This is a genomic window from Flavobacterium sp. Root420 (assembly GCF_001427905.1).
GTDB lineage: Bacteria > Bacteroidota > Bacteroidia > Flavobacteriales > Flavobacteriaceae > Flavobacterium.
Genome location: NZ_LMEF01000029.1, coordinates 728,052 through 742,664, shown reverse-complemented (window position 1 = coordinate 742,664; position 14,613 = coordinate 728,052). Strand labels below are relative to the sequence as shown.

7 protein-coding genes are annotated in these 14,613 nt (G+C 36.6%); all 7 read right to left on the bottom strand.

The annotated features are described in order from the left end of the window. Window positions 1-49: 49 nt before the first annotated feature. The 7 genes from xyl3A to ASC72_RS17230 all read right to left on the bottom strand — a co-directional run bounded on the left by xyl3A (window position 50) and on the right by ASC72_RS17230 (window position 14,318). The gene (gene xyl3A, locus ASC72_RS17260; protein ID WP_056193448.1) at window positions 50-2,644 is read right to left on the bottom strand and encodes a xylan 1,4-beta-xylosidase; all 2,595 of its coding nucleotides are present in this window, start codon (window positions 2,642-2,644) and stop codon (window positions 50-52) included. Window positions 2,645-2,680: 36 nt separating this feature from the next. Continuing rightward, window positions 2,681-4,249 (bottom strand): glycoside hydrolase 43 family protein, encoded by a 1,569-nt coding sequence (locus tag ASC72_RS17255; protein WP_056193445.1) that lies wholly within the window; start codon window positions 4,247-4,249, stop codon window positions 2,681-2,683. Between the two features lie 18 nt (window positions 4,250-4,267). Beyond that, entirely contained in the window at window positions 4,268-6,565 is a 2,298-nt protein-coding gene (locus tag ASC72_RS17250) for a glycoside hydrolase family 127 protein (protein WP_198528515.1), read from the bottom strand. Window positions 6,566-6,569: 4 nt separating this feature from the next. Further along, on the bottom strand, window positions 6,570-9,032 hold the full coding sequence (locus ASC72_RS17245; RefSeq protein WP_056193442.1) for a glycoside hydrolase N-terminal domain-containing protein: 2,463 nt from the start codon (window positions 9,030-9,032) through the stop codon (window positions 6,570-6,572). Window positions 9,033-9,071: 39 nt separating this feature from the next. Next, window positions 9,072-11,789 (bottom strand): alpha/beta hydrolase-fold protein, encoded by a 2,718-nt coding sequence (locus ASC72_RS17240; RefSeq protein WP_082564344.1) that lies wholly within the window; start codon window positions 11,787-11,789, stop codon window positions 9,072-9,074. A 27-nt stretch (window positions 11,790-11,816) separates the two neighbouring features. Further along, a complete protein-coding gene (locus ASC72_RS17235; RefSeq protein ID WP_056193439.1) occupies window positions 11,817-13,556 on the bottom strand; it encodes a glycoside hydrolase family 43 protein in 1,740 nt (579 codons plus the stop codon). Between the two features lie 513 nt (window positions 13,557-14,069). Continuing rightward, window positions 14,070-14,318 (bottom strand): hypothetical protein, encoded by a 249-nt coding sequence (locus tag ASC72_RS17230; protein WP_056193436.1) that lies wholly within the window; start codon window positions 14,316-14,318, stop codon window positions 14,070-14,072. Window positions 14,319-14,613 lie beyond the last annotated feature (295 nt).

The window sequence follows — 14,613 nt, the reverse complement described above, 5'->3', positions numbered from 1 at the left end:
AACGTACTTTATATTAATTACTTTTTTTGCTTCTAACAGAATAGCTAATTTATTGAATTAAAACTTTAATCGCTTTTAAATCTTTGGCAGCTGAACTTGTACCATAATAAACTTCATATTCACCTGCCGTTATATTCATTCCTCTCTTTTTTGAATCATAAAATTCAAATGAAGAAGCAGGCAAATCAATTGTTACGTTTTGGCTCTCGCCGGTTTTTAAATTGATTCGTTTAAAAGCTTTCAGTGTTTTTAAAGGTCCGTCTGTATCGTTAATTTTTCGAACATAAACCTGAATAATTTCTGTTCCTTCTCGTTTACTTGTGTTTTTTATGGAAAAATTTAACTGTGTACTTTCAGTTGTTTTTAAGCTTGTTTTAGCCAAATTTGCTTTACCAATTTGGAATGTAGAATAACTTAAACCAAAACCAAACGGAAACAAAACATCTGTTGTATATCGATACGTGCGACCCTTCATGGAATAATCTTCAAAATCAGCTAATTTATCTGAGTTTTTGTAGAAGGAAACCGGCAGTTTTCCTGAAGGATTATAGTCTCCAAAAAGAACATCGGCTACAGCCTGACCTCCGGATTCTCCCGGATACCAAGCCTGTAAAATGGCATCGCAGCTTGCTGTTTCGGGTGTTAATGCAATTGCAGAACCGGAGCAGTTTACAAAAACCACTTTTTTGCCTGCTGCTTTCAGTTCTTGCAAACATTTTCTTTGTACGACAGGAAGTTCGATATTGGTTCGGTCTCCGCCTTTAAAACCCGGATAAGAAACCGGCATTTCTTCACCTTCCAATAAAGTAGAAAGTCCGCCTACAAAAATTATCGTATCAATGCCTTTTAATTTCTGAAGTAAAGTGGCGAAATTGATATCATGTTCTTTTCCGAAATCAAATTCAAGATTGGCTTGCCAATTGTTGGACTGTGCATACAGAATTTCGATTTTATATTTTTTGCCTGCTTCGACCGCAAATTTAATTTTTCCCGGAAGCGTTCGCCAGTTGGTATATTTTGATAACGATTTACCATTAACCAATAATTCAAAAGCTCCAGTAGCTCCCGTTTTAAAAACAAGACTGTCATTTTCCTTAGCAACAAATTCTGTTTCATATTTGGCTGAAAATCCCTCTAGTTTTACTCCCGAAGCAAATTCATGCTGCCCGGCAGTTGTCATTTTTATTGGATTTACAATTTGCTGTGTCGCAACACTATTTCCTTCCCTGTTAGGATTGTTCCAATAAGTAGCTTTGATTCCTTTTTTTCCTTCAAAAGAAAGCTGGTCAAAATAGGTTTGATTTACCTTGTCTTCAACCAGATCACAGGCTTTGTCATACACGATTTTATCTGCCGTAACTTTTGATTCTATACCACTTTTAATCGTAATTGTTTTAACTGGCGTTCCATTATAATTTCCCCATAACATCGGTTCATTATCCGCATTCGGACCAATAACAGCTACTTTGTGTATGGTTTTATTTAATGGCAAAATGTTATTTTTATTTTGCAAAAGCGTCATTGACTTTTGTGCCATTTCGAGCGTTAACTGCTGATGTTCTTTACTATTAAGCACAGAAGCGGGAATTTGAGCCCAAGGTACAATCGCGTCATCATCCATTTCCCCCAAATCAAAACGGCCGGTTAAAACACGAAGCAGACTTTTGTCAATATCAGCCTCTTTTATTAAGTCTTTTTCAACGGCTTCAGGTAAGTTTTTAAAAGGATATTTCTCCCAGACACATTCCACATCAGTTCCCGCCAGAACAGCTTTTGAAGCTGCATGCGTTGCATCTGACGAAACTTTATGCGTCGTATAAAAATCAGTAACAGCTCCGCAATCTGAAACTACCATATATTTATAACCCCACTCATCTCGCAAAATACGCTGCAACAAACGCGTATTACTACAGCAAGGTTCATCATCCAAACGCTGGTAGGCACACATAACCTGACGCACATCGGCATCCTGTACCAAAGCTTTAAAAGCAGGCAAATAGGTTTCGTACAATTCACGAGGATCTACATTATTCAAGTTCAGTTCGTGTCTGCTCCATTCCGGGCCGGAGTGAACGGCAAAATGTTTGGCACAGGCCAAAAGTTTGCGGTATTTAGCATCTGCAGGGCCTTGTAATCCTTTAACGACTGAAATTCCCATTCGGGAAGTTAAATAAGGATCTTCGCCATACGTTTCCTGACCACGTCCCCATCTTGGATCTCTAAAAATATTAACGTTCGGAGTCCAAACCGATAAGCTCAAAAATCGTTTATTTTCATTACCGCCCTTAATCCATTGGTTGTATTTGGCACGGGCTTCATCAGAAACAGCATTAAAAACATGGTACACCAACTGATCGTCAAAAGAAGCTGCCATACCAATAGGTTCAGGAAAAACCGTAACATTATCATTATTGGCATAACCGTGCAGGGCTTCGCTCCACCAATTGAATTTTTTAATTCCGAGTCGCGTTATCGGATTACTCTGGTCGCACATTAAAGCCGCTTTTTCTTCAAGGGTTAATCGTGAAATTAAATCTTTGGCACGTTCTGTTGAGCTTAAAGATGCATCCTTAAAACGGTATTGCTGCGCGTTTACACTAAAGACAGCAACTAAACTTATGATAAACAGACAACTAATTTTCATGATTTCTGAATTATGTTATGAATATTTTGCGACGAACTAATTATTTTTTGAAATTTGATGCTCAATATGGAAATAATCAAAGTCAACAAAGCCTCCCGCATTTTTTGTTGCATAATTGAACAGACCAAATCGATACCCCATAAAATGCGGAAGTGTATAAGGCAGTTTTATCGTTTTGCCAATACTGATCCATTTTTTACCGTCTAAACTGTAAAAAAATCTTCCTTCATCTGTTCTGTTTTTAAAGTTACATTCTGCCCTGAAATAAATTTTATCCTGAGTTAAAGGAACGCTCTCTATTGTTGTTGGAATATCTTTCAGCGCTTCAATCATTACGATTTTCTTCGAATCCTTTTCAACCTTTACGCCGATCAGTCCGAAGTCTTTTTGCAATAAAGAAAGTCCGGCAAAGTCGCCATCTTTCATTTTAGAAACTTCCATCAGAATAGTTCCTGTACATTCCGGTCCAAAAGTTCTTTGTGTTAAGGTGTTTTTTGCCTGAACAAAACTGCTGTCTATTCTGCCGGTTTTTAATCTTAAATAACCTTTTCTTTCTTTTACCGACCAAAGTGAATGATCCGGATTGTGGTTCCATTGCCATACCAAAGGCAAATCGGGCTCATTTTTTTTTCGGTTAAAATCATCTGAGTTTACAATTCCCGGAATTAAACCTTTGCTTGCCGGTAAATCAAGATATTCCGGTACTTTACCATTTTCGCCTAAAATTGGCCAGCCATCTTGCCATTTAACCGGAACGAAATAAGGAATACGTCCTACTCCTCCAAAATCCCTGAACAGATAGGAGAACCATTTTCCGGCTGGTGTATCGATAAGTCCGCCTTGTGCCACGCCTAAATCCTGTAAGCTTACTTTTCCTTCCCACGGACCGGAAATTTTATCAGCTCTATGTATAATTACCGTTCGCATGCCGTCTTTTGGCCAGACGATATTAAACAGATAATATTTGTCTTTCACTTTAAAAAGCTGTGAACCTTCAGATTGCAGCATAATATTAGTACCTGCGGGAGCACTGGCGTTTTCTATTAGGACTTTTTTTGTTTCTTCTTTTACAGCTGATAAATCTGAATTTAATTCGACAATATGCAGTTTTCCAGCGCCCCAAACCATGTAAACCTTTCCATCATCATCAAAAAAAATAGAATGATCGTGATAAGAAGTAGTGAAAACCGTCCTTTTCCACGGACCTTTCTCTATATCTTTTGTAGAAAAAATATAGGTTTTACCGGTAGTTCCGGAGAAAGTACTGACATAATAAATACCATTGTGATAATTCAGACTGCTCGCCCATGAACCTCTTCCATAATCATTTTTGCCATTATCCAGATTTAGTTTATCATTATCATCTTCTAAGGTTTGATAGGCATAATTGACCAGTCTCCAATTTACTAAGTCATCAGATTTCATAATAGGAACACCTGGATTCATATGCATGGTCGTGCTGCTCATGTAATAGATATCGTTTACACGAATGATCGACATATCAGGAACATCGGCAAAAATAACCGGATTCTGCGCCTTGTTTTGTGCATAAGTACACAAACTAAAAAGCAGGATGACACTAAAAAAAGCATTTCTAATTTTCATTTTATTTGGGATCGTTTTCTACTCTTTTACAATTCTGAATTGATGAAACTTTGGACTATTGCTTCCGTCATTTGATTTTATAGTAATGTTTACAATTTCAATGTTTCCAACATTTAATCGAATGGTTTTATTTGCTGAAGAAATAATCTGTGCCGGTTTTTTATTAATGAGAATGGTAATTTTATCTGTTTTAAAATCGGCTGTGCAGCTTATATCCAAATATTTTCCGGACTTATTTTTATTTAATAATTGATAGGAAATATACGAGCGCGTACTTCTCCAGGCTTTTGTATCGTCGTAACCTGAATCACTTTTTTCACCTTTATAACGATGATCCACTTCTGACTGCTGTTCGCCACAGTTAATGTTATCGATAGTCCTGGTTTCCAAAGCCATTGCCTCAATTTCCTGCTGCTTCAATAAGGCGTGTTTTTCCTGATACTGTTCTTTGGTATAATTTTGAAAATACATTTGATAACGCGTGTCATGAATTTCAAAAAAAGGCTGTAATTCTAACGAATCTAAACGGAAATGAAGGTTTCCTGATTCCTTCAATTTTGCTATATACCCTGCCTTATCTCCAATCATTTCATACGCCTGATCAAGAGGATAATATTTACCGGAAGCGACATGTCCCATTCGGCTGTCATCGGCAAATAATCCATCTAAATCCTTGTTTGAGGTTTTGGCCGCCAATACAATAGGTCCGTTAACAAAAGCACTCCAGTTAGAACCGTCTGGCAAGCTTTCTAAATGTGTCGACGTTTTGAATGTAACGGTAATCTTGTCTCCTGATTTCCATTTTCTGTTAAGCGTTACATAACTGGACGGCTTTGCTTCTATTTTCTGAATTTTTCCATTGATCGAAATTTCAAAATCCTGAGCCCATTCCGGACGACGAATATTCATAGAAAATGTATTGCTTTTCTTTAGTTTCAAAACGAGTTCTGCACTGTTTTGATAGGGAAATTTGGTGCTTTGTTCGATATAAATTTCCTTTTCTTTCCAGTCTAAAGTGGACGGAATAAATAAATTTACAAAAACATCATTATCGGTGTGACTGTAAATTAATTCTCCATATTTAGAATGATTTTCAAGCCCTGAACCAACGCAACACCACATGCTTGTTTCGGGTTGGGAATATACCCTATAATGATTCGGCCTGATGGGAGTGAAATAAACAAACCCGCCTTTTTCAGGATGCTGGCTCGAAAGAATATGATTATAAAGCGTACGCTCATAAAAATCAAGATAACTTACCTGGTTTTTGTCCAGAAACAAAGCTTTGCTCAAACGCTCCATATTGTAGGAATTACAGGTTTCGGGTCCCTGGTTTGATTTAAGCATTCCGCTAAAATCTTCTGTTGGATTAAAATGTTCGGCAAAACTATTTCCGCCAAAAGCTACGCTGCGTTTTTGGGTAACATTTTCCCAGAAAAATTGCGCGGCATCTGTCCAGTCTTTATTTCCTGACAGTACGCCGATTTTCTCAAAGCCAATCACTTTTGGAATCTGTGTATTGGCATGCAATCCCGTTAACTTATCTTCTTTTTTCTCCAGCGGATTTAATATTGCCAAATGCGAAACTTTTTCGGCCGTTTCCAGATATTTTTTGTCCTTGGTGATGCTATACAAATCGGCAAAAGATTCGTTTATGCCGCCGTGTTCTGTTTTTAAAATATTCTGAATCTGGTCCTCAGAAAGCGGACGAATTAGTTCGATAAACCAATCGCCCAATTTTATTAAAACATCCTTTGCTTTTTCATTTCCGGTATAACGATAGGCATCAGTTAAACCGGCAAAAAGCTTGTGAATATTGTACAGCGGAACCCAGGTATTGTTTAATCCGAAATTACTTCCGTCGATGTCTCCGTTATGAATGCGATCCCAAAAAACTTTTCCCTGCGGAATTCCACCCACATAGCCATTGCCATTTTTTTGCTGACATTTTTCTAATTCTGAAATCATATAATCCAGTCGGTTTTTGACTTCCATATTTCCTGTAGAAGCATACATCATAGCTAATGCAGAAAGATAATGCCCTGCAATATGACCGTCAAGTCCGATGCTTTCCCAATTGCCATAGCGTTCTGCTTTTACCGGTATTCCCGAGGCAATTAGATACGGAGCTAAAAGACGATCAGGATTCATCTCTAAAATGTATTTGAGATCGACATCCTGGGCATTTTTAAACGGACCTTCTGTTAATCGTACCTCCTTTAAATCAAATAACTGCATTTGGGCTGTTACGGACGAGGTTACAACTAAGCCCAACAGGCAATACAAGATTCTATATTTTATAAAACGATTTTTCATGTTATTATTTAATTACGAAACTGTAGATTTTTCCCTTTTCAGTTTCTATGTCGTATAAGTTAGTTGAGTTAATATCTAAAGGTTTTATAGTAGCTGCAGCAGCGATAAGCGTTTTTTTCACTTCTTCTGTCTGATAAAAAACATTTGGATTCTTTCCGGCAGCTGTTTTTAATTCTTTATTGTTTTTTAGCTTAATTTCATTTGGCGTTCGTAATCGAAGATTCCCACCAAGATTGGACTGAATAGTTAGTGCAATTAATTTTCCGTCTTTCCATTTCAAATCCTTAATTTCAAAACCGCCACGTGCTTTTAAACCCCTTATTTCGCCATATTCCTTTAAAGCATCCGGCAAGGCAGGCAACAAATGAATCGCATCATCTGAACTTTGCATCAACATTTCGGTAATTCCTGAGGTACATCCAAAATTTCCATCAATTTGAAAGGGCGGATGCGCATCAAACAAATTATTATAAGTTCCTCCTCCCTCTTTGTTTACACCTAGCGGAGTCAATTGATTCTGAATTAAACTGTACGCATGGTTACCATCCTGCATTTTTGCCCACCAGTTTACTTTCCATCCCATGCTCCAGCCTGTAGAAATATCGCCTCTTTGCAATAAGGTATTTCTTGCTGCTGCAAAAAGCTCCGGAGTTCTGTAGGCAGAAATTTGATTGGAAGGATACAAGCCATATAAATGTGAAATATGACGGTGATTGTCTTTGGGATCATCGACATCATCCACCCATTCCTGAAGCTGATTGTGCTTTCCAATTTGCATAGGAGGCAGCATATTTCTTAAGGTTTTTAAACTGTTTGTATATTGTTTATTTTTCCCTAATACTTCTGATGCTTTTATAACCGAGCTGAAAACATCAAATACAATTTGATTGTCCATCGTTGAACCCGCCGTAACAGCTGAACCCTGATGTGCTGCAGGCGAGTTTTCAGGTGAATTTCCAGGCGCCACGACCAACCAGCCATTTGTAGGATCTTTTACTAAAAAATCAGCATAAAAATCGGCTGCGCCCTTAAGGGTTTCATATACAGATTCAAGATATTTTTTGTCACCTGTGTAGAGATAATGTTCCCATAAATGCTGGCTTAACCAGCCTCCGCCTGCGTTCCAGACTCCCCAGGTGGCACCGTCAACAGCGCCATTAATTCTCCAGATATCTGTGTTATGATGTGCCATCCAACCACGGGCACCATACATTACTTTTGCAGTTTCTTTTCCGGTTTGCCCTAATTCCTGAATCATTTTTAAAAGCGGCTCATGCATTTCTGATAAGTTGGTTTTCTCAGCCGGCCAATAATTCATCTCCGTATTAATATTGATGGTGTATTTGCTATCCCATGCAGGCGTCATACCAGCATTCCAAATTCCCTGCAGATTTGCCGGCTGACCTCCGGGCTGTGATGATGAGATCAATAAATACCGTCCGTATTGATAATATAAGGTAACAAAAGATGGATCTGAAACATTTCTGAAATTAGCCAGTCTTTCATCTGTTGGTACTTTTGAAGCTGTTGATGTTCCTAAATCAAGCGTAACCCTTTTAAAATATTTTTGATACTGGGCAATGTGAGCCTGCTTCATTTTATCATAATTCTTATCAAATGCCTTATTCAAAAAAGATTTTGCAAGCTCCTTTTCGCTACCGCTGATATCCTTATAATTAATAAAGTTGGTCGCAATAGAGACATAAATCAAAACGGAATCTGCTCCTTCAATTTGAATTGAATTACCGGTGGTATTTATTTGTCCGCCTTTTACTTTGAATTTGGCGAGTGCGTTAAATTTGACTTTTCCCTCTATTCCTTCATGATCACTTGTCGTGCCTGAAAGTGACAGCTCATTAGTACCGTTAATTGTTATTTCCTGTTTTTTATGCTGCGAAGTAAAATGGGCTCTAAAAGATAATTTTCCGGGTTTGTCGGCCGAAAGTTTTATCACTAAAACGCGATCCGGAAAAGAGGTAAAAGCTTCTCTTGTATACGTAATTCCATTAACTTTATAAGTGGTTTTTGCAACTGCCTTTTCAATATCAAGTTCTCGGTAATAATCGGTAAAGTTGTGCTGATCTGAAAAACTCAATTCTAAATTTCCCACAGGCTGAAACATCTGTCCATGAGATTTTTTAGTAATTATATTTTCATTGATCAGCTTTTCCGCTTTTTTATATTCTCCCTGAAAAATAAGGTTTCTTATTTCGCCCAAAGCTTGTTTTGCATTTGGGTTGTCATTTCTGTTCGGACTTCCGCTCCACACGGTTGCTTCGTTTAATTGAAAAATTTCTTTTTCGATATTCCCATACACCATAGCGCCCTGAAAACCATTTCCCAGTGGTAAAGCATTTTCCCAAACCGTACCAGCAGGATTTGTATACCAAAGCTTTAGATCATTGGTTTGCTGTGCAGACAATGAAACTCCAAAAAACAGCACTATACCAATCCAATATATTTTCATACTTCTTTTTCGTTTTTAGATCTATTCATTTCGAAATAATTAATTAAATAATAAGGGTGCGAACATCATTAAATCGTGTCTCCATACTGGCCAGCTATGACCTCCAGGATATTCGCTGTATTTATATTTAATGCCCAATTCATCAAATTTGCGCATCATTATTTTGCAATTTTCATAAGCAATGTCTTCCTTGCCACCCATTGAAATCCAAAAGTTTTTAATATTTGAATTAATAGTTGCGGCATTATTTTTCATAAACTCATATTGAGGTGCTGATAAAGTAGCATTATTAGCCCACCAACCTGAACTAAAAACACCAATCGCAGAAAACAGATCTGAATTTTTAACACCGGCATACAAGGTCTGCAATCCGCCCATTGATAAACCGGCTAAAGCCCTGTTTTTAGCGTCTGTTGCTACTTTAAAATTACTTTCTATAAAAGGGATCGCGCCTGTTTTTAATTCATTTTCAAAAGCTTTCAATGCATTTTCATTAAAACCTGCAACGCCTCCGCTATTTCCCATATTGCCATCAAGCATAGCGATCACCATTGGTTTTGCTTTCTTGTCGGCTATTAAATTGTCTAAAATTAAATTGGCCTTACCCTGTGTAGCCCAGCCGGTTTGGTCTTCACCTCCTCCATGTAATAAGTATAAAACCGGGTATTTCTCAGTGGAATTTTCATAACCCGGTGGTGTATATACATACATTTCACGCCAGGAATTAGTGGCTTTTGAAAAATATTTCTTAATTCTGATATCACCGTGAGGTACCGTTTTTAAGGCATAAAAATCTCCTTCTTTATTCGGAATTTCAATACCGCTGGCCATGCGTCCCATGCCATAAAAGGTATTACTTGACGGATCGGCTACAGCCACACCATCAATAACTAAGGAATAATAATTAAATCCTTTATTTATTGCATCAGTGGTTACGGTCCATAATCCATCAGAATCTCTTGACATATCATACTTTCTGCCTAAATCAATTTGCACTTTTGAGGCTTCCGGAGCTTTTACTTTAAAAACAACACGATTGTCCGGCAATATCTGCGGATACTTCGCATTACGAATGTTAGTTGGTACCGCATCTCCTAAAATAGTATAGGAAGAGAAAAGAGATTGATCTACAGGTTTAAACAAAAACTGCGAAAACATATACAAACCGTTTTTCCAAACTTTAAAATCATGTACTCCCGGCTCAATATAATAGATATGAGGCACATCATTTTTATACAAATAATCATGGGTTCTTCTGCTGTTTTCAATTAGCCAGTCGTTATCGCCACAGGAAATCCAAAGCAGTTTTAATTTCTTTTTTGCTTCTTCCGGATTCGGGAGCAATTCTTGAGGCATTTTTGTATTGGGAGCTGCTGAAAACGCACCAACCCACGCAAATTTATCCAGATTCCCCAAACCGAAATTCAGCGACTGCCCGCCGCCCATAGACAAACCGGCAATGGCACGGTGTTCCCTGTCTTTGTAAGTCGGGTATTTTTTTTCGATAAACGGAATTAAATCGTTTAGTAAGTCTTTTTCAAAAACCGCAAATGCCTGTACTTTATCCGGGGCCATAATGTTTCCGGTAGCACTGTCGTCTTTCATTGCACGGCCGTTTGGCATCACCACAATCATGGGTTCTATTTTTCCTTCAGCGTACAGATTATCTAATATAACTTGCGGATTTGCTCCATTAAGCCATTCTTTTTCATCGCCGCCAATTCCGTGTAAAAGATACAATACAGGATATTTTTTCTTCTTATTAAATCCAGGAGGCGTGTAAACAGTAACTTTTCGTACCGATCCTACTGTTTTGGATTCATAACTGATACCTTCTATTTTTCCGGATGGCACAGTTGAATTTAACTGATCATAACCAACAGGAGCCTGAATTCGTAAAGGCGCTTTGCCTTCTGCGAATTTATACCCCAATAAATAAAGCATTTTATCTGCATAACGTCTTCCTAATTCTCTGTAGCCTGCAGCATTGAAATGTAAAAAATCAGGCTCAGCGGTGCATCCCTGAGATGAAATTACATATGAATTCTCGATTGTTTTTGGCAGTGTGGCAATGATTTTATTCATGCTTCCACATTTACCATTTTGATCTTCGTTTACGGTTTCTCCTGAAAGCAGGGGCACCTTTTTAGGATCCAGATTTAAATCTTTTATCAAATTATCGTACACGATTTTTACCTTTTTAGGCCAAAGTGTATCGCCTGTATTTGATTCTCCCTGATGCAATAAAATCCCTTTAATTATGCCTTTTTTTTGTGCAATTTTGGCCATTTCTACAAGGCGCGCGTAGGGATTATTATCATATTCTTTCAATATTCCTTTCATCCAATCTGGCGCTGTTGCCACATAGTCTGCTGTTTTGTCTTTATCAAAAAGTTCAATTTTACAGCCTCCAACCGCTACATTGATAACGCCCACTTTTATATTTTTGGGCAGATTGGCTACCAGGTTTCTTCCAAAATAATCGACCGGTGTAAGTCCGGTGTTGCAACGACACAAAGGCGGGATAGCGGTATACCAATTTCCTTTTTCTTGTTTAAGATCAGGGCAATTAACCACCTGCAAAACCTGAAATCGTTCATCAACCCCTTCTTTATCCTTTGGTTCTATTTTGGCATATCCTTCCATATTCGACTGGCCAAAACTCAGATAAACATGAAAATTAGGATCTTGTGAATATCCTTTTTGTGCAATTAAAAAAACAACAGCAAATGCGAAAAACCTAATTATTGATTTCATTTATAAATGTTTTAATGTCTATATTTTCTATTTTACCTGAGCATCATTTGAAGCCGTAGCATACAATCCAACTAAAGCTCCCGTAAACCCTCCAGCCACATTGGTTGAAAGAATATCTCCTGAAACAATTCCACCTAAAATTTCAAAGTCGGTACCATTTAGCGCATAACTAAATTCGTAGCTGTCGCCGGTTGCCTTAACTTGCAAACGAATATTTTTCTTGATTTCAATTTTGGCACTTGCGATAATTTTTGAAACGCCTTTTTCAGTTCTTTCTAATAAAATATAAGTGTCTTTTCCTTTTTTTGTTATGCCAAAAACGTAATTGTAACGCTCGTTCTGAAGACATACAATTCCGGCAAGATCTTTTTCAGATGCAGGTTTATAATCTATTGTTGTTGCAAAAGAAAAAGTGTTGTGCTGCTGTCTGTAAAAAAGCGTTGAAGTTGGTTTTAGCTCTTTAATATTTACTTCAAAAGGCTTAATTTCAAGTCCTTTTTTAGTTACCGAAATAAATTTCTCACGAGGTCCTCTCAGTCCTATCCATCTGTAATCTAATTTTTCAGAAGTGAAATTTTCAGTAAACGTAAAATTTCCATTAGGGACAAATCCATCTTTTCCTGCTTTGTTCTCAGTAACACCTTTAGGCATTTTAATTTTTGGCTCCAACGGTACTAATCCATTTTCGAAAACAGGAAAAAGGCCCGACCAATCAATGGGAAGCATAAAAGTTTCGCGTCCTGTATTTACCCTGTCTTTATCATTTGGGCGCACTCCCAGAAATACACCATAATATTTATTATCAGGTCCTAAAACTAAATCGGCATGACCAGCCCAGTCTACTTTTTCATCTCTGTCCTTCGGAAAATAACGTTGTGTAAGGATAGGGTTATTTGATGCCGGTTTAAAAGGTCCTTTTGGACTGTCACTAATAAAAACCACTTCACTATGATTATCACCTGTTCCGCCCTCAGCGCACATTAAATAATAATGTCCATCTTTTTTATATAAATGAGGTGCTTCAACCCATATTGGTTTTTTAGAAAGATCTACTCCTCCATCTACTATAATTTTATCGGTACCCGGAATTACCTTATCGTTTGCAACATCGTATTCCCACACTTTAATGACACGATGGCCTTCATATAATTCTTTTCCTTTATCGGGAGCGTCATTATGAACGATATACCCTTTTCCGTTATCGTCAAAAAAGATGCAAGGATCGATTCCGTTAAAATCCAGTTTTATCGGACTTCCCCAACCCTTCATAGGATCTTTTGTTTTTACAATAATATTTCCCATATTCCCTGTAAAAGCGGTTACAATCATATAAAAAGTATCATTGTGAGGATTATATGTGATTCCCGGAGCATATACGCCCTGACTAATACCAGTATCATGCGGATTAAATTCGGACACTTTATTCAATACACCTCCCAGATCGGTCCAATTGACTAAATCTTTAGAATGAAAAATCGGTACTCCCGGAAACATCGCAAATGATGAACAAACCATATAATAATCATCTCCTTTTCTGGTAATGGCAGGATCAGGATAACATCCCTGTAAAACCGGAGAGTAAAACTCATCTGGTTTTAGCGGATTGTTTTTATAGATATTGTCATCTCCCTGATATATAACATTAGAAAAAATAGGCCCTCTCTCATTTTGTTTTTTTACAAGGGTTCCAGTTACTGATATCCCGTTAAAAGAAAAAAGAGCTAATACCGATAATGATAATAAGGAAAGGATTTGTCGTTGTTTCATTTGTATTTTCTTATTTATAACACTTCTTAGAAATGTCAGATTATATTAAAAATAGTAAATATTAAATGTACTTATTAATAAGTGTATTTATTACAAATATAAAAAAACATTTGAAAGCACAACCGGTTGCTTTGAAATATTTTTTACAAATCAACAATAAAACAAACCATAAAAAACATTCTATGGAATTAAATTGATAAAAAATAAATATATTATCAATTCACACCGATAGTAAATTTAAGGATTTTGCGGGATTTTTAAATTTCCGTTAAAAATGCAGTAACCTATTTTATAACGAAAAAGCTTTCTTTAAAACATGCTCTGCTATTTTATGCCGGTATCGGCAAGAAAATAACGGAAAACACTATCTTGTTTATTAATTTACCGATAACGGAATTTAGTAGAGAGAGATTTCGATAGTAAATAAATTTTACCTCTCTATAAAAAACAAAAAAGTGTTCAATTACTGAACACTTTTTTGTTTTGAATTTGAATACTAAACTATTTTTAATATCATTTATATAGCGTTATTGTATCTGCTAAGTTTTCTCTATTAATAAATGCAGTAATATATTCCTGTACTTCATTTTTTGTTTCAACAGGAGTTTCAAATGAATTAATATGAAACTCGTCATCCTGATCCAGAATATGTATGATTTCTGTATATCCTTTAGAAATTAAACTTCCTTTTAATTTAATTATATTAAACTGCTGTTGACCATTCAATTCCTTACGCACTTTCAATTGTATAGCTTTTTCCATAATAAATATTTTAAATTAATAAGCCGTTAACTAATTTCAAATATAAAAATTAATTTTTTGAAACTATTCATCAAACCAAACTTTAAAACATTATTTATCAACACATTAATAACATTTTATTTTTATTAAAACTTAACTATTATTTCTGTGCTGAAAATTGTAAAAAAAATGGAGCAAATTTTGTTTCGTTATTTACTGCAGTTACAGAAGTTGCTAACCGTACATGTTTAGGCACATTAATGGGCCCTGTCGCCTCTTTATTAGCCCGTATAAATAATTATGCAACTGGTCAGTA

Bases quoted from the DNA above. Each gene is read 5' to 3' on its own strand.
- xyl3A (WP_056193448.1), bottom strand. From the start codon at position 2,644: ATGAAAATTAGTTGTCTGTTTATCATAAGTTTAGTTGCTGTCTTTAGT.
- ASC72_RS17255 (WP_056193445.1), bottom strand. From the start codon at position 4,249: ATGAAAATTAGAAATGCTTTTTTTAGTGTCATCCTGCTTTTTAGTTTG.
- ASC72_RS17250 (WP_198528515.1), bottom strand. From the start codon at position 6,565: ATGAAAAATCGTTTTATAAAATATAGAATCTTGTATTGCCTGTTGGGC.
- ASC72_RS17245 (WP_056193442.1), bottom strand. From the start codon at position 9,032: ATGAAAATATATTGGATTGGTATAGTGCTGTTTTTTGGAGTTTCATTG.
- ASC72_RS17240 (WP_082564344.1), bottom strand. From the start codon at position 11,789: ATGAAATCAATAATTAGGTTTTTCGCATTTGCTGTTGTTTTTTTAATT.
- ASC72_RS17235 (WP_056193439.1), bottom strand. From the start codon at position 13,556: ATGAAACAACGACAAATCCTTTCCTTATTATCATTATCGGTATTAGCT.
- ASC72_RS17230 (WP_056193436.1), bottom strand. From the start codon at position 14,318: ATGGAAAAAGCTATACAATTGAAAGTGCGTAAGGAATTGAATGGTCAA.